We start from the raw sequence: 19,191 nt of genomic DNA on the forward strand, positions 1-19,191 counted from the left end.
TTGGTTTCAATCCCTAATAGGGATTATAGGTGATTTCGAGGCTCAAGTGTTAGACGTAAAAACCCCAATAATTCGAGGTTTCAATCCCTAATAGGGATTATAGGTGATTTCGAGCAGGAAGATCCCGAAAACTTCTACATGGAGATTAAAGAAGTTTCAATCCCTAATAGGGATTATAGGTGATTTCGAGAACTAGCACAATGTAATCGGTGTCAGATTGTTTAGTGTATGTTTCAATCCCTAATAGGGATTATAGGTGATTTCGAGGACAATCAGTGGAGATTAATTCAAAACCCAGAGGTTTCAATCCCTAATAGGGATTATAGGTGATTTCGAGTTTATACGGTGAGCGGATAATGTCAAAATTTGCTTGTTTCAATCCCTAATAGGGATTATAGGTGATTTCGAGTAAATGTTGCTAACGAACTTGAACTTGATATTAGTTTCAATCCCTAATAGGGATTATAGGTGATTTCGAGGCAGTGCAGACCTTTCTAGAACAGCAAGAGTAATGTTTCAATCCCTAATAGGGATTATAGGTGATTTCGAGGAAAAGCACTGAGTTTTATCCGCCGAAGAAACGTTTCAATCCCTAATAGGGATTATAGGTGATTTCGAGCATCGATTAAGTTTGCGAAAAATCGCCAAGTTCGTTGTTTCAATCCCTAATAGGGATTATAGGTGATTTCGAGTTTAATAAATAGTCCGAAACCTGTTCCCAATCCTCCGAAGTTTCAATCCCTAATAGGGATTATAGGTGATTTCGAGTGGCGGATTTGATTACCAACAACACCGCCAACTGTAGTGTTTCAATCCCTAATAGGGATTATAGGTGATTTCGAGAACAGATTGCAACTAAAGCTCAAATTGCAATGCGTTTCAATCCCTAATAGGGATTATAGGTGATTTCGAGTTCCGATTCAGGTATAATCGTAGTATCATCGGGATAATAAGTTTCAATCCCTAATAGGGATTATAGGTGATTTCGAGAAGCGATTCGGAATAAAAGGTTTAAACGGTTTGGTTTCAATCCCTAATAGGGATTATAGGTGATTTCGAGGACGGCGATCCCTAGTCAATAACCATTAACCAACAAGTTTCAATCCCTAATAGGGATTATAGGTGATTTCGAGTCGAAGACGCTGAAGAAGACTTAATCACTGTCGCTGAAGATGTTTCAATCCCTAATAGGGATTATAGGTGATTTCGAGAGCGGCATTCTGAAACCCTTAATATATTTAGTTTTCGAGGAGCAGTTGCGCCTGGTGCGACTAAAACTATAATACCTGATCATCTCAGATTTGTCAAAAACGCTGAAACCCTTACACAGAGGGATGCGCCCACCCCTCAATTTTCAGAACAACCGCAAACCCAGACGCCATCAGCGATCGCGCCCTTGAAAACCATTATCAAAATTCTACACCTACCCTCGGGCGCAAAAAACGATGTAGAGTCACCCGTAGATCAAAAGAAGACAGAGACACTTATCGGCTATTATCGAAAGTTCAGAATTGATAAAATCAAAAAGCCAATGTTCGCAAGATCTCTAAATCAAACCCTTCAGTCGCGATGGTTTCCCCGTCGTCGAGGTCAGTCTATCTTACACCTGATCAGTTTATTCTGTTTGTGCTGGTTTTTGGCAGTAAGCTGTACTCCTCGTTCAACTCAAACCAACTCTCCCGCTTCCCAGACAAACCCTGGACGAATTACGATGGGGACAACTCTCAAAATTCGCACTCTCGATCCGGCCGACGCCTACGATGCCCTTTCTAATGATATCTTTTACAATGTCGGCGATCGCTTGTACACCTACGAACAGGGAACCACAACACTCATCCCCCAGTTAGCCACCGCTTTACCCACCGTTAGCGAAGATGGGCTAACTTATACTATCGGTGTGCGTCAGGATGTTGTTTTCCATGATGATACTCCGTTTAATGCTGAGGCGATGGCGTTTTCCCTCAAACGGTTTATTGAAAATGGGGGACAACCTGCCTTTTTACTCGCTGATACGGTGAAGTCTGTCGAAGCAACGGGCGACTATGAACTGACGATTATATTAAAACAGCCTTTTGCAGCATTTCCTAACTTACTCGCGGTGGCGGGTACTTTGGCGGTGTCTCCCGAAGCCTATGAGTTGGGGGCGGGTAAATTTCAACCTCAAACCCTGGTGGGAACTGGGCCATATAAACTCGCAGAAAATGGAGTTGATGTCATTCGTTTGGATGTCTTCGATCAATATTGGGGTGAAAAGCCCCAAAACCCCGGAATTGATATTCAACGCTTTTCTAGTTCTGCCAATTTATTCAATTCGTTTCGCAGTGATGCAGTAGATATTGCTTATCTTTCTCTTGATCCCGATCAAGTTATTAGTTTACAAGGAGAAGTCGAAAAAGGCAAATGGCAGATGATCGCCGCTGATGGTAATACTATTAATTATATGGTTCTCAATCTCAATTCTGAACCGTTGAATAAGCTAGAAGTTCGCCAAGCCTTAGCCGCAATTATTGACCGCAATTTGATTAATGAACGAGTATTACGCGGACAGGGAGAACCCCTTTATAGCTTGATCCCCACTACGTTTGATGCCTATAAACCCGTATTCAAAGACAGTTATGGAGATGCCAATGTCGAAAAAGCAAAAGCATTGTTAAATCAAGCGGGATATACTCCTGAAAATCCTGCCGTTGTTGAGGTTTGGTATGCCTCGGGAAATAACAAACGAGCAACTTTAGCCAGTACCCTCAAAGCCTTAGCGACTGAAAAGTTAGACGGGGTGTTACAACTCGAACTCAAAGGAGTAGAAGCCACAACCGCTTTTGAGAATTTGGATAAAGGAGTTTATCCGACATTTTTGTTAGATTGGTATGCAGACTTTCTAGATGCAGATAACTATTTGCAACCGTTTTTAGATTGTGCCGAAGGTTCACCCACAACAGGCTGCACAAAGGGAGCAACTCAATCTCAGGGATCATTTTATTACAGTTATCGCGTCAATGAATTGATCGATCAACAGCGTCAAGAACAAGACCCCCAAGCCAGACAATTAATATTTGATGAGTTACAAGCTATTCTGCTCAAAGATGTTCCCTATATTCCTATTTGGCAAGATAAAAACTTCATCTTTGCTGATAACAATATTAGTGGAATTCAACCCCAAATTACTCAACAATTGCCGTTCTGGAAAATTAGCAAATCCTAGCAATTTATCCGGATTTGCTGTATAATATAATTGGGTATTTTGGTGTTATTTCCCTCAAGGAACAATTCGCAAAAGAGAGACGTCAAAGAGAAAGGATAACCGGAGAGAACATCCGGAAGCTTTGAGGAGAATCATCCGAATGGAGGAGAAAAATTAATCAATTGGGATCATCCAACTGAAGGAAGTCAACTCCTCTTTCGGGCGATATTCTAGAAGTAAATCAAATCAGATTAACTTAACCTTGGGGGGAATACAAAATGAAAATCAAATCCATTTTATTAGCAGCCTTTTGTACAGTGGTTGTCGGGGGAGTCGGTACCGTTATTTTAGAACCTCCGACAGCGATCGCCCAAGAGAATCGAAATCAAAGGCGGACAAGGGTTTCACAAGCAGAAGCAGTATTAATTGATCGTAATCCCAACGCCAGAATTAACTTACGCACAGAACCCAGTTGGCGATCGCGAGTTCGAGGTTCAGGGTTAGTCGGAGATCGGGTCGAAATCCTCAAGGAAACCCAATCCCGTGAGGGAGAAATGTGGTATGAGGTGAAATTTAGAGAATCTGGGGAGATGGGTTGGATTCCGGGTGAAAATATTCGAGTCGGAGAGATAGGTTCTAGCCGAGGGGAGTCGATGCAGTTGTCCCAACGGGGAGAAGGAACATTTCAGATCTCAGGACGTTCAGGTTGGGAGATTACCCAGGTGACGGCGAATGTCGATGACGGAGATCAAGTCGAATTAGCGTTTCGCTTAGATGATAATCGGTTAATTCGCTTAAGTGGAGATTTGGATCGACGAGATGCTTATACTTTGGTGATCGATGTTGAGAATTCAGGAAATGCAGATGCTTCAGGAACTATTGATATTGAGTATGGGCTGAATAATTCGATTAATCGCATCTATGGAGATGGTCGTCTCGATGGTCAGCCATTTTCGATTAGTTTTAATGGGGAATCCCGCATGGGAAGTTCAAATAATCCTACTCAAGAATTTGTCGGTCAAGATATCAATGCAGTTGTGCGTAGTTTGCGATCGCAAGGGTGGAGAGTTGTGGAAACTGATCCCGGTGTAGTGAAGTTAGATCGGGGTCGATTAGGAATAGATATTAACTTTGACCCCAGAACTCGTAACGTCAGATCCGTTCGCACGATTGATGTCATTTAGGGGTTGTTGTCTGAGGAAGATAAGTGACTGAAAAGCACGATAAAATCAGGGTTAAGAAGATGATTTTCTGGGGATCAGAATTGGAATTCAGGGAATTCTTATCTAAAATTTACAAGATGGGCGGATTTGTCATTCAAGAGTTTGAAGGAAACAACAAGAAGCTTGAGTCAGGGAGGATTAAAAGAGTTCAAGATGAACAGTTACACGTTAAAGCTTGGTCACAGTATAACGGGTTTACTCCTAACAATTGGACTCTTTTCGGGGTTAGTGATTGAGAGTCAACATACTGTTTTAGCAACTCCAATCGTCTCCGAAAATCCGACAGATTCAGCTTCACCAACATCCTTAGAGGGAACTTCTTGGATATTAGTCAATTGGAGGACTGAAAACAACAGCAATTTGTTAGAAACAACAGAACCGATCACAGCCAATTTTGTTGAGGGTCAGGTGAAAGGAAATGCCAGTTGTAATCGATATATTGCCTCCTACAAAACAGAAGGTAATCAACTCCAAATTACACCCGGTATCACCACTCGCAAAGCCTGTATGGGAGATCTTATGGATCGAGAATCTGCCTATCTTGCTGCTTTAGAAGGAGTGCAGCAATATGAAATGAATGATCAAGGTCTGCTCATTTCTTACACAACAGAACAGGAATCAGGGGTAATGACATTTACACCTCAACCAATCGGTCAGTTAGAGACTCAAACTTGGGTTTTAGTTTCCTTAGAAGAAGCAACGATTTCGAGAGTTACCTTGAAAGAAACGGAAATTACTGTTAACTTTACAGAAGATCAGGTCAAGGGTTTTAGCAGTTGTAACCAGTACATGACCAATTATACAAAGGAGGGGAATAAACTTAGTATTAATCCTCTAGCGACAACACGCAAAGCTTGTCCATCAGAGATTATGCGACAAGAGTTTCAGTATCTGACAGCATTAGAGAACGCCCAATGGTATGAAATTAGCCCTCAAGGTCAACTGAAAATCTCTTATCAAGCCCAGCGAGGATCGGGTGTGATGACATTTGCCCCTCAACCAATACAACGTTGATCAATACAACTTGGATGATCACCGCCTGGGATAATTCTGGGACTCCAAAAAAGCCGATTGAGGACACTCAAATCCAGGCAATATTTGCAAGCGATCGCCGAGCCGGGAAGTCCGGTTGCAACCAATACAGAATAGCTTACCAAACAAAAGGTAAAACACTGAAGGTAACATCTGTTGCTTCACCCAAAATGGCCGATATGCTTGCAATTATGGAGTAAAAATCACAGGATTTTGATGGCATTAGAGGGGCAGAATCAAACAAAATCAACGCTCAAATCAACTGCAAATATATTACAATACAAAGTGAGGTTCTGGTTCTATGACATTTCAAAGTGAACAAGTAAAAACCATGAGTTCTACCACAGAAGAACGAGTCGTTTATGTAGACTCAAAAACTGTTCCCTGTACTGGAGTTGCTCCTCAGAACTGTTTACAGGTTCGAGAAAATCCTGAAGAAGAATGGATATTATTTTATGATGCCATCACCGGATTTGAATATGAACCTGGGTATGATTACAAAATTCGGATCGCCGAGAAAATTGTTGATAATCCCCCGGCTGATGCTTCTTTATTTCAATGGAGTTTGCTCGAAGTTCTCAGTAAAACCCCCGTCAATTAACAGTTGATCTGTTCACCCCCTTTCCGAGAAACTTACCGTGTACACACATCCTCATTCTGAGGAAAGAATCCGCCAAGTCCCCCAATTTTGGGGGATTTAGGGGGCGGTAATAAACCAAAGACTTCTATATACACAGTCGCCCCAAAACAGAAAGTGAGGGGGAAACTATTCTTACGTCCAAGCCCGGAAAAATGTATTATCTTGCCAAGCGACTGCGGTACGTTTTTCAATAGCTGCCATTTCTTCGGATGTAAGCGTTTGAAACGCTTGAGCAACTTTAAAATTCGATTCTAATTGTTCAACGGTTTCTGCGGCAATAATACAACAATGCACCCCCGCCAAAGACAAAACATAGCCCATCGCTTGGTGCATTCCTTCTAAAACTCCACTACGAATTAATCGTCCATAAGCCGGAACTTTCATCGCAATTACACCCACATTTTTTTCTTGGGCTACAGGTAAAACCGTCTTAGAAAAAGGTCGAGGATGATGAATATCTGCCGCATTAATAGAAACTAATGTTGTATCAAATGGATAACGACGCAAACCTTCAGCAATAATATCCGGTTCGTGATGTCCGGTAATGCCTGTGTATTTAATAATTCCCTGTTCTTTCGCTTCTTCGACGGCTTTAATTGCTCCATTCGCCCCAAAGATTTCGTCTAAAGTTTCTGAGAAAGAAACATGATGCAATTGCCACGAATCAAGGTAATCTGTATTCAGGCGTTTTAGCGAGCGCTCTAATTCTCTCCAAGCCCCATCGCGATCGCGTTGAGCTGTTTTAGTCGTCAGAAAGATTTTGGAACGGTAAGGGGGTAAAACTTTCCCCATATGTTCTTCACTTGGCCCATAGCTGGCTGCTGTATCAAAGTAGCGAATTCCGAGCTTTAATGCTGCTTCTACTTGGGCGACGGCTTCAGCTTCTCGTCCTGGTTTGGAAAGGGGGGTTTGTCCGGCACCTCCTAAACCAAAAATGGGCAATGTTACGCCTGTTTTCCCTAAGACTCGTTCTGGCATCGTTGCGGTATCAGGGACTTGAATTGCAGAACGAGCGGTCACTTGAGACTGTCGTTGCTGTAATGCTGTACTCCCAACAATGCCGCCTGCAACAGCAACCCCTGTCATTAAAAACTTGCGTCGTGTGGTTTTACGTGTCATATTTTACAGTGATTGGTTAACAGCAATTTAAACTTAGCGAGATTCTCAAAATTGAGAATTCATTATTTATTTTACCTATATTTTTTAATCTAGATTTCTCAACGTGACAACCCCAAGCTTTCGGTCTTCGTTAAAATCAGTCATTCGAGGGAGATTGAGCAATTTTTGGATCACCTCTATTTTAATCAGTTTATTTCTTGTGTTGGGGTTTGCTTCTACTGCGATCAGCCAATCTTCACCTCCTCAACCCCAGTCCTCAGCTTTGATCTGTGAACAACAATTAAACCCTCAAATCGATACAATTCTCAACCGCCCTCAATTTAAACGTTTTCGTTGGGGAATTTCTCTCAAAACATTATCTCAAAATCGAGAACTTTATCATCGAGATGCGGAACATTATTTTATCCCGGCTTCTACTGTTAAGCTAATGACAACAGCAGCAGCTTTATCTCAACTTTCCTCTAATTATCGCATTCCAACTTCGATTTATGGAGATGCCAAAGGAAATCTTTATATTGTCGGACGGGGTGATCCGAGTTTAACGACAACTCAGTTAAAAGATTTAGCTGAACAACTCAAAAATCAAGGCATAACTCAGGTTAATCAATTAATTGCTGATCAGGGATATTTTCCGGGTTTTGCAGTTCATCCCAATTGGGAATGGGAAGATATTCAAGCGGGATATGGTGCGCCTGTTAATAGTTTAATTTTGAATCAAAATTCACTGGATTTAATCTTATCCCCACAAAGGATTAATCAACCCTTAAAAGTGACTTGGGTGAGTCCTCAACAGGGGAAAGGATGGCAAATCAGAAATAATACAATCACCGTCTCAAAAAATCAACGGGAGTTTGTGGAAATTGGACGAGATCTCACCCAACCCATTATTGATGTTTCTGGACAGTTGCGAGTCGGTTCGGAACCAGAACCTGTTTATGCCGCAGTTGTTGAACCGACAAAGAATTTTATCCAAGAATTTAGACAGATTCTAGAAATGCAAGGAATTCGAGTATTAAAAACAAGTATTGTCTCGAATTATCAATATTCTGATCCAGAATTAGCGAGGGTTGAATCTCCACCTCTTGCTGAATTAATTCAAACAACAAATCTAGATAGTAATAATATTTTTGCGGAGGCGTTACTGAGAATTTTAGGTGTACAACAACCGAGTTTAGATGCAGTCGAAACAGGATTAACTGCGATGCAAACAATTTTAACCCGCTTAGGAGTTGATCCAGAAGGTTATCGTTTAGTAGATGGTTCAGGTTTATCTCGTCATAATTTAGTCAGTCCAGAAGCGTTAACTCAAGTGTTAGTTGGTATGGCAAATTCACCTCAGTTTGAAATTTATCAAAAATCCTTATCTGTCGCTGGAGAAACCGGAACGTTAAAAAGGCGATTTCAAAATACAACAGCCGCCGGAATTGTGTCGGCAAAAACAGGAACTTTAACCGGAATTTCGGCGTTAGCAGGATATATTAATCCCCCCAATTATCAACCGTTGGTGTTTAGTATTCTGGTGAATCACTCAAATTTATCAACTGCGGAGTTAAGACAAGCAATTGATCAGATTGTGATTTTATTAAGTCAATTAAAAGGGTGTTGAGTTTGAGTTTTAGATCCTAGCCTTTGCTTTGTTTTTTAACTTGATCTTCGCTTTAATTATTCAATCTCCTGAATTTAGAAGTTGCTGTTCAATGAATTCAAACAGATATACGAGTTGAACAACAGGAGTCAAAAAAGACCAAGCTGTTATGGTTAGGGTGGGCTAGCGTTGAAATACCTACCCTGTTGAAAGTTTTCCAACTGTACCCAACTACGATCAAAGCAAAATCTGATATTTTTTAAATTTAGATGCAATTCATCCCACTATCAGATAAGATGTATCTAATCTCAAGAGTGACAAAATTGCGATCGCCAACCCCATCCCCCAAGCTGGGAATCAAGTTTCGCAAACTCATCGCTCAAATCCGTCAATTCTTTTCAAGATAAAACCTATGAAAGCCCAGATTTATGAGAGAATCGAAACTCTAGTTGATATTCAAGAAAAGTTTAGCAAACGCTTGATTCCCAAAGGAACGATTGGTACTGTGACCGAATATTATGAACGTCCGAAAGAAGCCTATGGCGTTGATTTGAAAATAAAAGACGAAGCTGCATTTGGAGGCTTTGACTATGAGAATGTATTGCTTTATCCCGAACAATTTCAAGTGATTAACCAAACAGCAGAAGAAGAACATTTAAAAACAGTTTATAAAGATATTGATTATCAAGCCCCTCAAGTGACACCAGATGATCCACAATTTATTGCTCAAACTAACAAATCTCAGGTAAACTTGTAAGAAAAGGGTGCAATCTTAATAAAAACTTCGGTCGCGAGCTGCACTCTAGGATAGATGCTAAAAGCTTCCGGATTTTTGCAATGACAGACCGAAAAAGCCTACTCAGAACGCTGTCAAACCAAAAATTACCGACCAGGAGGCATTATGAAATGGAAACGGCGTACTTACATTGTTCTGTTTCTGTGGACAATGTTAATGGGTATAGCACTCCATAACGCTGTCACCCGTCCCCAGGAGTTTAGTCTGCGAGTTTTACACACGAATGATCATCATGCTCACCTCGAAGCTGTTGAAGTGGGTGAGACAACTCTTGGGGGTATTGCTCAACGTAAAACCTTAATTGACTCGCTGCGGAGTGAGGACAAAGCCCCTACATTGGTATTAGATGCGGGGGATATTTTTCAAGGGACTTTGTATTTCAATAAATACTTGGGTAAAGCCGACTTACCTTTTTATAATGAGTTGAATTATGCAGCCGTTGCTGTTGGAAACCACGAATTTGATCAAGGTCAACAAGTTCTCGCGGACTTCATCAAAAAAGCTAAATTTCCGATGGTTTCAGCTAATATTGAGGTTGCTGCAAATTCACCCCTTTCAGGTTTAATTAAACCTTGGATTGTGCAGGAAGTCAAGGGTCAAAAAATCGGCATTCTCGGCTTAACGACAGCCGAAACAGCACTTTTATCAAGTCCCGGAGAAGGTGTTGTTTTTACCCCGGAAGTTGATGCCGCCCAAAAAGCTGTTACAGCGTTACAAAAACAGGGTGTTAATAAAATTATTGCCCTCACTCATTTAGGCTTTTCCAATGACAAAGAATTAGCCCGTAAAGTCGATGGAATTGATATTATTATTGGCGGACATTCTCATACGCCTTTAGGTAATATGCCCGGCGCGACTGAACCGTATCCAGTGGTTGAAAAAACACCCAATGGCGAAACGGTTTTATTAGTAACTGATTGGGAATGGGGTAAGTATTTAGGGGATTTACAAGTTAGTTTTGATTCAAAAGGTCATCTGATAAATTGGCAGGGTTCGCCCCATGCAGTTGATGGTAATATTAAAGCAGATGAAACTTTTGTTGCTCAACTGGATGAATTCAAAAAACCCCTCGATGATTTGCGTCAACAAGTTGTCGGAAAAACGACAGTTAAATTAGATGGTGATCGCGCTAATATTCGCACCCAAGAAACAAATTTAGGCAATTTAATTGCGGATGCGATTTTAGATAAAATGCGCGTTGATAATGGTCAACTTGCGATTGTCAATGGGGGTGGAATTCGGGCGAGTATTCCCGCAGGTGAAGTTACAGTGAGTCAAGTGTTAGAAGTCTTACCGTTTGGAAATACTGTGACTCGATTAGATTTAACAGGAACACAAATTAAACAAGCCTTAGAACATGGAGTTAGCCAAGTTGAACAAGGAGAAGGATGTTTCCCTCATGTTTCAGGAATCCGGTTTACTTGGAATCCTAAAGCACCCCCAGGTTCTCGAGTTGTTTCTGTACAAGTGAGGGATGAAAAAGGAAAAGAACAGCCTCTAGATCTCAATGCAACCTATCGAGTCGTCACGAATGATTTTATGATGGGTGGAGGCGATGGTTACAAGATTTTTGAAGCAGGTGAAAATCAAGTTGATACCGGATTTTTACTAGCCGATGTGGTGATCGATTATATTCGGAATCAATCCCCATTAAACCTCAAAGCAGAAAATAGAATTGTACCGAAAAATGTCTAACTTGAGTCGGTGAAGGATGGATTTAAAATCAAATCATCATGAGTAGAGGTTTAATTTTAGACCTCTATTTTTATGATCTTTACCCCTAATGTTCACAAGCGGGATCTAACTTAAATCCTCGTTCAATTAAACCCACTCCGGCTTCAAAGGTATTGAGTTGAATACCATCTCCCATACAAACCGTTGCCCCATAAAAGCCACAACCGGAACTTGAATCAATTTGACGATTGATCGGATTTTTGTACCCAAAGATAACTTGAAATAATTCCTGAGAATCATCAGAATACATCTGATCAAAATCAGGAAAGTTAGGAGTCAACTGATAAAAAATAGCAGTAGCTTGGTTGCTTTGAAAGGTAATTTCAAACAGCACACCAGGATGGCGATCAAACGGATATCTAATCACAAAATTCTCGTCTCTGACTTCTTCCTGGAGAGGATGACCAAAATATTCAGCAATTTTCTCGGGAGATTCCCCAAATATTCGCCGTTTTTTCCCCGTTTCTAAAACATCCATTACAATATATTGGTGGGGAACAGCATCGATTTTCAGCGCCCGACATAACAACGTGGCAATCTCTCCCCGTGTTGAATTTTGATTAGAATTAAGTTGTCGAATTGCCGGAAAATTGACCACAATTCCCCGCCGAGTAGCCGCAGCAACAAGCCCTCTGGCATAACTCGGAATATTCCTGGCATCCTCAAAATTTCGATTGAGAATTGCCATCGGTTCGGCTTCAGACTGAAAGTAGAGGGCAGATCCCAAAACAGCGATCGCTTGAACTCGAGGAAGGGGTTGTTCCGGCTGAAATGTTCCATCGGGATATCCGCTAAAAAACCGCTTTTTTGTCGCTGTTTGGATACTTTCAAAAGCCCAATGAGTTTGGGGAACATCCCGAAATGGAATTGCTGATCGTACCTCCTCCGCTTGGGGAAACGCCCCACACATTAGGGAAGCAAATTCAGCCCGAGTTAGAGAAGCTTGAGGGCGAAACCTGCCGTCAGGATAGCCACTAAAGCGCGATCGCTCTTTCAAAGCAAGAATAGATGATTGCGCCCAGTGGTCTTGAATATCAGAAAACATCTCTAATTGTGCGTGAAAGACTTAAATCACACGATAAATAAAATTAAATGTTGCCCAAGCATTAATATCTAAGGCTAAATCATCAGTGGAAATACCCGCCCGTTCAACACCAAGCTGACTTGCGTTACTCAAATCTTCTAACACCGCTTCAGCGACTTCTAGAGGATTAGATAATAAAAATAACTTTGTATTTCCGCTTCCCATTGTCTTTGTTTTCTCAATCGCTTTCAGAGCCTTAGTAAAAGGATAATGACTAACAACCAGATAAGTTTCTGCTAATCCGGCAGGCCCTCTTACCATTTGTCCAACCGTCTCTGTAGATGCTGTATTTTCAAAAGAAGCACTCGAAGGTAAACTCATGGTTTTACCGGGAGAAACCCGTTTTTGTCGAGGTACATTCCCGAATTCCTCATTAGTTTCTGTCTCTTCCAAAACCGGATCGAGAAGATAGGCTTGTCCGCGAGTATTGAGATGAAACCAGATAAAATAGAGAGGTAAATTGCCGTTATTTTGCAACTGGTACTGTACTCGACTGCCGACAGGAACCGACACAATACCTTGACTCATCGAGGGTTTCACAGACGACGATGACGGATTACTGGGGGGTTGATCTGCTTGCGGTTGAGTTGGACTGGCCTCATTTTCACTTTGAGGGGTTTCTCGACTCATCAGGACTTTCGCTTGAGGGGTGAGTAAAGCAAATGTCGTTCTCGCCCTCATTAACGAAGACTGATCATTTTGGGTGAGGTTAAGGAGTTTCGCCGCCAGTCGGGTTTTTAGTTGAGGAACCAGTCGCTGTACGGCAATTTTTACCGCCTCTCCGCCTTCTCCGACACTTTCCGGTAAAACCGCCTGTCCCATCGAGAATAAACCATAACGGCCTTGAAACATCGAGGGCAGAGGTGCAGAAGGACTTTGAGCAATCGCTGTATCTCGTACCCGACCGAGAATAAAATCAGCAGGTTGGTCGTTCGTGACGATAGACACATCGGCAATTCCCGAAAAAGCGCTGGTTGCATCAACCCGTTCAATCCGAGCAAGTTTGGGGTCTAGAGCAACCTTCAAGTCAATTTGTCGGGGAAGGACACGAATCGCTTCTTTCACCCGTTGTCTGGCTTTGATTTCGGGTAAGGTCGAGTTACCACTTCCAATACTGCGGACTGTTGCTTTTGCCGTTAAACCCGTGCGAGAGCGAATCAACAGTTGAGACAGAATCGGACTCACCTCAGATTCGGAGTCCGGTAAAACGGTGTAAAGAGAATTCGCTTCATAATACTCTAAAATCGATGCAGGTAGACCAGTCAACAAGAGTTTAGCGGTTTTGCCATTATCTTCTACCGCCTTGATGACTCCACCTGCGCCAGAGGAGTTGGATAATAAATTTTTCAGAGCCAGCGGTTTATCTGTCAGACGGGATTCTGAACCCGAGGAGAGTTCTTTGTAGAGTTGGGGTTGTTGAGCAACACCCATCGTTTGTTCAACCACACCTGCAACTTGAATTAAACTCGATTGCAAGCTATCAGCGGGAAATGCTGACCAGAGGGTTTGGGTGAGAGTATGGGTAAATAATCCCGCACTCCAGTTATCCCAGTTAATTTCAACAGCGACTTGTGAAGGTTTAGTTCCACTGAGAACAATACCCGGAAATTGATTGGGACGGCGTTTTTCGAGTTGTTCTCTCGATAAGTTCAATTGAGACAAGAGTTGATCTTGAAAATCTTGTTCAGCTTGGGAGATTTTAGAAGTATTGGGACTCGCACTCGAGCGAATGTGAAAAGCCCCCTGTTGGCTAAATCCCGGATAAGCATAGCTGGTGTCCAGAATTGTAATAACTTGATGAGTCGGCAGCGATCGCAGCAGTAACCAGAGTGTATCCTCTAGTAAGTCATTAATCTCGCCATCTTCTGCGGTGCTAGAAGTCCCATCAACAGGCACTAAAGCATTCTGACTCATTGAGGAATTGGTCGTTGAATTTGAGCGGGGAATAGAACTCCCATAGCCACTGAAATGAAAAACAACGACATCACCCGGTTTCGCTTGTTCGATCAGATGAGTAATAAAGGCATTTTCAATATTTTCACGAGTCGCCTCAAGATTACTCAGCGTGATAATATCTGAATCTTGGAACCCAAAGCGACAGGTCAAGAGTTCTCGTTGAAGTTCGATATCAGTAATGCACCCTCGTAACGGCTCAAAACCGCCATTACTGGCTGGATATTGATTGATTCCGACCAGCAATGCTAACTTCCGGCGAGTGGGTTGAGCGAGGGCTTGGTAATAGCGTTCGCTACCCATCCACCATTGTGTTTCACTGATTCCCAGTGCTGCTAGCAGTAGACTAGCCCGTTGCAGAAATTCCCGTCGTTGTAGTCCCATTCTCTCTCCCTGACATCCTACCCGGCTGCTGAAAACTTCTCACTTTTTTCACTTCATTGAATACCATACTAGGTCGAGGATGCTCAACGATTGTTCCATCAATCCAGCTATTTTCCTCAATAGGTCAGGTTAGCAAATGTTAAACTTGCTTTCCTTTGTCCTTTTATGATCTATTGTTTTGAGCCTTTTCACCTGACGATCTCTCAAAGACCGACTGAACTCAATTGGTAAGCGGCAGTTTCTAGCATTTTAACAGCTCTCTACTTTGAGTGAAGAAGTTCATCCATCCACTCAACCCCTGATCGGCATAATCGAGCCAAACTTAACCGCACTGCCTGAAATTGTATCGTGCTTCATGCCATCAATATACCCCTATACCTGCAATTTTCTCAGAGACTTGTCAGTTCATTGATCAGTAAAAACCCCTGGGGATTAAGCCCGGGCTATTTTAGTCTCACCGCAAAAATGGTCGCACTTGATCGGGTGAAAAGGCAAATTTCCCGATCTCCACGCCAATCAAACAGTCCTGCTGGGATTAAGAGGTGATCTAAAAATTTAAGCTCTCAGTTGATTTTATATAAATAATTCGGTGTAATAGCGACAATCCCCTTAATCCTAGATGCACCCTTGCCTTAAGAGGATAGGTATGCTGAGGTTCATCCTCAGACTATTTGAAGATTACTAATCAGCACAGGAAGAAAGGGAAGTTCTGATCAACTCCAAAGCCAAACTGAAATCTGACTGACAGACTTAACCCTGCATAGCTTTAACTAATTCTGCCGCGACTTCAGGACGAGAGAATTCCGGCGGTGGCATTTCACCCCGACGCAACATTTCCCGAACTTTGGTTCCAGACAGGTGAATCCGTTGTTCGGGTTTACTCGGACTGGTTTTGCTGGTTGCCATCCCACCACTGAGGGTACAGTAGAAGGCGTGTTCAAATTTCATCGGGATGATCCCCAACTCCGAGGGTTCAAACTCCTCGAAAATATGTTGAGCATCATAGGTGCCATAATAATCACCGACACCTGCATGATCACGACCCACAATAAAGTGAGTGCAACCGTAGTTTTTGCGGACGAGCGCATGGAAAATCGCTTCTCTCGGGCCTGCATAACGCATGGCAGCCGGGTTGATTGCTAAAATGACCCGATCTTTGGGATAATACCCTGCCATCAAAATTTCGTAGCAGCGCATCCGCACATCCGCAGGAATGTCATCGGACTTCGTTGCTCCGACAAGGGGATGCAAAAATAAACCGTCAACGGTTTCTAAAGCACACTTTTGAATGTATTCGTGAGCGCGGTGGATGGGGTTACGGGTTTGGAAACCCACAATGGTTTTCCATCCTCTTTCCCAAAATAAAGCCCGAGATACGGCAGGATCAAGCTGATATTGGGGGAATAAGGGGTGATCATCACGCTCCAGTAACCACACGGGGCCAGCCAGATTAATCGGCCCTTGTTCGTAGACGACTTTTACACCTGGGTGCTTGTCTTCTGTCGTCCGATAGACGTTGAGAGCTTCTTTTTCTTTGTCGTAAGTATATTTCTGTGTCAGCTTGAGGACACCGACAAACTTACCGCTAGGAGAGTTTAGACGAATGAAATTTCCTTCGACTAAGGGTGTTGCCACCTCTTGGCTAACGGACAAGGTAATCGGAACAGACCAAGGTGAGCCGTTACTCAGGCGCATATCACTGACGACTGTTTCATAGTCTGCCTGTTCCATGAAGCCTGTTAAAGGGCTAAATCCACCGATGGCAATCATTTCTAGGTCGGACAGCGATCGCTCATCGAGTTGAACGACAGGTAGGAAGTCGGCTTTTTCGAGAAATTCCTGCCGTTTTTCAGGGGAGGCAATGCGGTTAATTAGTTCTCCACCGTGGGGAGCAATTGCGTCTTTCTGCTGACTCAAGGGGACCTCTCTAGGTGAACGACAAGTTAGAGAAAATATTAAGTTTTTCTGACTACTTATCTTAACCTGTGATCGCCCAGTGGTTTTATGTAAATATACCTATTTGTGATAATTTGATTGTCAAAACAGGCGATCGCCGTTGAGTCTGTCCACTATTCTCTCCGGGGAAAAGCACACTCATAAAATATGAAATTTGTCAAGTTAAAGCGTACATCAACCGGAAAAGCAACTGAGTTCTGTCGGCAGAAGGATTTTAAAATGTGTTAAAACAGGTATCCTAGAAGCAAAATAGACTGACCACACCAGGGTGAAGGAGTAAACGATGCGAGTAAATTGGAAACTATTAGTCATTGTTTTGCTATGGATGCTTCCGGCTCACGCTCAAGTCTCCAGCACTCAAGTCCAAGCGTTAGTTGAAGCCTTACGTTTAGCGGCACCACAGACGGGAACTGAAAACGATGGATTGTACACAGATTGGCAGATCAAGCCGGATAACATCCCTCGTTGGTCTAGACTGTGTACTGGCCAGGAAATGACACCCGCTCAGTTTGAAGCCAATGATCGCAAAGCCAGAGAAGTATTAGGCTGTGTCATGGAAGATGTTCTCAAAGAAGAATATCCCAACAGTGGTAACAGTGAAGAAGTGGCAATTCGTCGAGCCGCAGCCTGGTGGATGACCGGAGATCCCAATCAATACAATAGTGGTCAGACGGCTGAATACACTCAGAAGGTCTTGCGTTTCTATCAACAGCAAAAGTAAGGATCAGTCCAATCATTTAACCTTCTATGGAGTGTAGACTTGCTCTAGAGATGGGGAACAATTCTCTGTGACTATTCGACTGATACAATAGAGAATAGAGCATTAGTTGCCAACTTTAAACTTCCCCAATTTGGGTGAAGTTAGATACTGGGTTTCACATCTTAACTTTAGAAAAAAGAACTAGCCAGTTTATCGACTCCATGGAGGCAGACATGAAACGCACTTTAGCGATCGTCACACTCTTACTCACCACCTGTTTAACAATTCCCGCCTTTGCATCTCCTGATAGTCGGCGTGAAACTCGTAGCGATCGCAATTTTGATCATACGGTACAAAGCGAAGGGGTATTGCTCGCCGATAGCCGAGAAGATGAAGCTTGGGATCGATATCGCGATGAGCGTCATCGGGAACTTGATCGCCAGATGAACGACGAGATGAATAGACCTCATAACTCCCGTTTGTCTCAGCAACAGAAAGAGAAAGTCATTCGCGATGCTCATCGAGAACTTGATAAACAACTTGATCGAGATGAAAAGGAATGGAAAAAACGCTATGATAGCTCGAATGGTCGCAATGATCGCAATGGTCGTAATGATCGTTTTGATAGACGCTACGACACGAATGACCGTCGTGATGATCGCATGAGAGATAGTCGTTATGACAATGACCGTCGTTACGATAATCGCCGTAATCGCAGCAGAAGCGATAACTATTACCGCGTTGATCCTCAAAATCCCTACGAACAGTATAGAAGAAGGGTCGATTATTAATCTACAATTTTAGTGACTCGTGAGCGTTGGGACGGGTTCTATACAAAAATATGTTTTTCGCAAACAACATTGATTAACCTGTCCTGACTTCCTGGAACCGAAAACCTGACTATTCTGCTTGTCAAGATGTTGCATGAAAGATTGTTTTTTCCGGTTCAGTTTCTACTAATAATTGACCTTTAGAAAAAACATACTGCACAGTTGCTCGTTTACGAATAGCGTTAAAACGATCTTGTGCATCTAGGATAATAAAATTAGCCGTTTGGTCGATTTCTATCCCGTATTGTTCGCTGAGTGAAAGCGTTTTTGCACCATTCCAAGTAATCATATTATAACACGCTTCAATTTCTGAAATTCCAGTCATTTGACAGACATGAACCGCCATGTGAGCCACATCTAATAAATCACCTGTTCCTAAACTATACCAGGGATCTTGTACACAATCATGTCCTAAGCTCACATTTAATCCCTGTTGCCATAATTCTTTAACTCGTGTCACTCCTCGACGTTTCGGATAGGTATCGCTACGACCTTGTAGGGTAATATTAATCAGAGGATTAGCAATAAAATTAATATTTGATCGCTTTAAGAATCCCATCAATTTCAACGCATAGGCATTATTATAAGACGCAAAAGCGGTTGTATGGCTAGCGGTAACTTTATCCCCAATTTCGGTTCTAATTGCACAAGCTGCAACAACTTCTAAAAACCGAGATTGATCATCATCAATTTCATCGCAGTGAATATCAATTAAACAATTATATTTTTGAGCGAGTTCAAAGATACGGTGAACCGATTTCACGCCATCTTCTCGGGTTAACTCATAGTGAGGAATTCCCCCCACCGCATCTACACCTAAATCTAATGCTTTTTCCAGTAATAATTCATTCTCGGGGCGACTATAAATACCATCTTGAGGAAACGCTACAATTTGTAAGGTTATCCAGTCTTTGACTTCTTCTCGAACGGCTAACAAAGCCTTTAATGCGATTAAATTTGACTCGCTCACATCT

Annotated in this window: 15 protein-coding genes and 1 CRISPR repeat array (1 of these 16 only partly in view); of the genes, 10 read left to right on the forward strand and 5 right to left on the reverse strand. The window is 42.4% G+C overall.

Translation table 11 applies throughout. The features are described from left to right. Positions 1 to 1,211: a CRISPR direct-repeat array (repeat unit 37 nt; unit sequence GTTTCAATCCCTAATAGGGATTATAGGTGATTTCGAG); it begins 2,411 nt to the left of the window's first position. Positions 1,212 to 1,531: 320 nt separating this feature from the next. From L8106_RS09330 to L8106_RS09360, 5 genes are all read left to right on the forward strand, one after another. Continuing rightward, positions 1,532 to 3,202 carry an ABC transporter substrate-binding protein gene (locus tag L8106_RS09330; RefSeq protein ID WP_009784016.1) on the forward strand — a complete coding sequence of 557 codons (1,671 nt, stop codon included), beginning with the start codon at positions 1,532 to 1,534 and terminating at the stop codon, positions 3,200 to 3,202. A 257-nt stretch (positions 3,203 to 3,459) separates the two neighbouring features. Continuing rightward, a complete protein-coding gene (locus L8106_RS29500; protein ID WP_009784017.1) occupies positions 3,460 to 4,365 on the forward strand; it encodes an SH3 domain-containing protein in 906 nt (301 codons plus the stop codon). A gap of 192 nt (positions 4,366 to 4,557) precedes the next feature. After that, positions 4,558 to 5,418 (forward strand): META domain-containing protein, encoded by an 861-nt coding sequence (locus L8106_RS29505; protein ID WP_083798388.1) that lies wholly within the window; start codon positions 4,558 to 4,560, stop codon positions 5,416 to 5,418. After that, positions 5,415 to 5,636, forward strand: a complete 222-nt coding sequence (locus tag L8106_RS09355; RefSeq protein ID WP_156803627.1) for an META domain-containing protein — start codon at positions 5,415 to 5,417, stop codon at positions 5,634 to 5,636. Before L8106_RS29505 ends, L8106_RS09355 begins: the two co-directional genes overlap by 4 nt. 101 nt (positions 5,637 to 5,737) lie before the next feature. Beyond that, a complete protein-coding gene (locus tag L8106_RS09360) occupies positions 5,738 to 6,037 on the forward strand; it encodes a DUF4377 domain-containing protein (RefSeq protein ID WP_009784021.1) in 300 nt (99 codons plus the stop codon). Between the two features lie 171 nt (positions 6,038 to 6,208). Here the strand turns inward: L8106_RS09360 and L8106_RS09365 are convergent, their stop codons facing one another. Further along, the gene (locus L8106_RS09365; protein ID WP_009784022.1) at positions 6,209 to 7,195 is read right to left on the reverse strand and encodes an aldo/keto reductase; all 987 of its coding nucleotides are present in this window, start codon (positions 7,193 to 7,195) and stop codon (positions 6,209 to 6,211) included. Positions 7,196 to 7,349: 154 nt separating this feature from the next. Here L8106_RS09365 and dacB point away from each other — a divergent pair, with 154 nt between their 5' ends. From dacB to L8106_RS09380, 3 genes are all read left to right on the forward strand, one after another. Next, positions 7,350 to 8,801 carry a D-alanyl-D-alanine carboxypeptidase/D-alanyl-D-alanine-endopeptidase gene (gene dacB, locus L8106_RS09370; RefSeq protein WP_232228452.1) on the forward strand — a complete coding sequence of 484 codons (1,452 nt, stop codon included), beginning with the start codon at positions 7,350 to 7,352 and terminating at the stop codon, positions 8,799 to 8,801. Between the two features lie 391 nt (positions 8,802 to 9,192). Further along, positions 9,193 to 9,537, forward strand: coding sequence for a hypothetical protein (locus L8106_RS09375; RefSeq protein ID WP_009784024.1), 345 nt, complete (start codon positions 9,193 to 9,195; stop codon positions 9,535 to 9,537). A gap of 144 nt (positions 9,538 to 9,681) precedes the next feature. Further along, positions 9,682 to 11,271, forward strand: coding sequence for a bifunctional UDP-sugar hydrolase/5'-nucleotidase (locus L8106_RS09380; RefSeq protein ID WP_039895834.1), 1,590 nt, complete (start codon positions 9,682 to 9,684; stop codon positions 11,269 to 11,271). 85 nt (positions 11,272 to 11,356) lie between these two features. Here L8106_RS09380 and L8106_RS29510 read toward each other — a convergent pair whose 3' ends face one another. The 3 genes from L8106_RS29510 to sat all read right to left on the reverse strand — a co-directional run bounded on the left by L8106_RS29510 (position 11,357) and on the right by sat (position 16,648). Further along, on the reverse strand, positions 11,357 to 12,355 hold the full coding sequence (locus tag L8106_RS29510) for an S-layer homology domain-containing protein (protein WP_009784026.1): 999 nt from the start codon (positions 12,353 to 12,355) through the stop codon (positions 11,357 to 11,359). Positions 12,356 to 12,376: 21 nt separating this feature from the next. Continuing rightward, positions 12,377 to 14,731, reverse strand: coding sequence for a caspase family protein (locus tag L8106_RS09390; protein ID WP_009784027.1), 2,355 nt, complete (start codon positions 14,729 to 14,731; stop codon positions 12,377 to 12,379). A 750-nt stretch (positions 14,732 to 15,481) separates the two neighbouring features. Beyond that, positions 15,482 to 16,648, reverse strand: coding sequence for a sulfate adenylyltransferase (gene sat, locus L8106_RS09395; RefSeq protein ID WP_009784028.1), 1,167 nt, complete (start codon positions 16,646 to 16,648; stop codon positions 15,482 to 15,484). Positions 16,649 to 16,970: 322 nt separating this feature from the next. Here sat and L8106_RS09400 point away from each other — a divergent pair, with 322 nt between their 5' ends. Together L8106_RS09400 and L8106_RS29515 are read left to right on the forward strand one after the other, a co-directional pair. Further along, positions 16,971 to 17,408, forward strand: coding sequence for a hypothetical protein (locus L8106_RS09400; protein ID WP_009784029.1), 438 nt, complete (start codon positions 16,971 to 16,973; stop codon positions 17,406 to 17,408). A 212-nt stretch (positions 17,409 to 17,620) separates the two neighbouring features. Next, on the forward strand, positions 17,621 to 18,178 hold the full coding sequence (locus L8106_RS29515) for a hypothetical protein (RefSeq protein WP_050779097.1): 558 nt from the start codon (positions 17,621 to 17,623) through the stop codon (positions 18,176 to 18,178). Positions 18,179 to 18,299: 121 nt separating this feature from the next. Here L8106_RS29515 and L8106_RS09410 read toward each other — a convergent pair. Continuing rightward, positions 18,300 to 19,191 (reverse strand): amidohydrolase family protein (locus tag L8106_RS09410; RefSeq protein ID WP_009784031.1); only part of this gene is annotated, 892 nt, incomplete at its 5' end.

Source organism: Lyngbya sp. PCC 8106 (assembly GCF_000169095.1).
GTDB lineage: Bacteria > Cyanobacteriota > Cyanobacteriia > Cyanobacteriales > Microcoleaceae > Capilliphycus.

Excerpts from the sequence above, each read along its gene's own strand:
- L8106_RS09330 (WP_009784016.1), top strand. The coding sequence starts at position 1,532 with ATGTTCGCAAGATCTCTAAATCAAACCCTTCAGTCGCGATGGTTTCCC.
- L8106_RS29500 (WP_009784017.1), top strand. The coding sequence starts at position 3,460 with ATGAAAATCAAATCCATTTTATTAGCAGCCTTTTGTACAGTGGTTGTC.
- L8106_RS29505 (WP_083798388.1), top strand. The coding sequence starts at position 4,558 with ATGAACAGTTACACGTTAAAGCTTGGTCACAGTATAACGGGTTTACTC.
- L8106_RS09360 (WP_009784021.1), top strand. The coding sequence starts at position 5,738 with ATGACATTTCAAAGTGAACAAGTAAAAACCATGAGTTCTACCACAGAA.
- L8106_RS09365 (WP_009784022.1), bottom strand. The coding sequence starts at position 7,195 with ATGACACGTAAAACCACACGACGCAAGTTTTTAATGACAGGGGTTGCT.
- L8106_RS09375 (WP_009784024.1), top strand. The coding sequence starts at position 9,193 with ATGAAAGCCCAGATTTATGAGAGAATCGAAACTCTAGTTGATATTCAA.
- L8106_RS09380 (WP_039895834.1), top strand. The coding sequence starts at position 9,682 with ATGAAATGGAAACGGCGTACTTACATTGTTCTGTTTCTGTGGACAATG.
- L8106_RS29510 (WP_009784026.1), bottom strand. The coding sequence starts at position 12,355 with ATGTTTTCTGATATTCAAGACCACTGGGCGCAATCATCTATTCTTGCT.
- L8106_RS09390 (WP_009784027.1), bottom strand. The coding sequence starts at position 14,731 with ATGGGACTACAACGACGGGAATTTCTGCAACGGGCTAGTCTACTGCTA.
- L8106_RS09400 (WP_009784029.1), top strand. The coding sequence starts at position 16,971 with ATGCGAGTAAATTGGAAACTATTAGTCATTGTTTTGCTATGGATGCTT.
- L8106_RS29515 (WP_050779097.1), top strand. The coding sequence starts at position 17,621 with ATGAAACGCACTTTAGCGATCGTCACACTCTTACTCACCACCTGTTTA.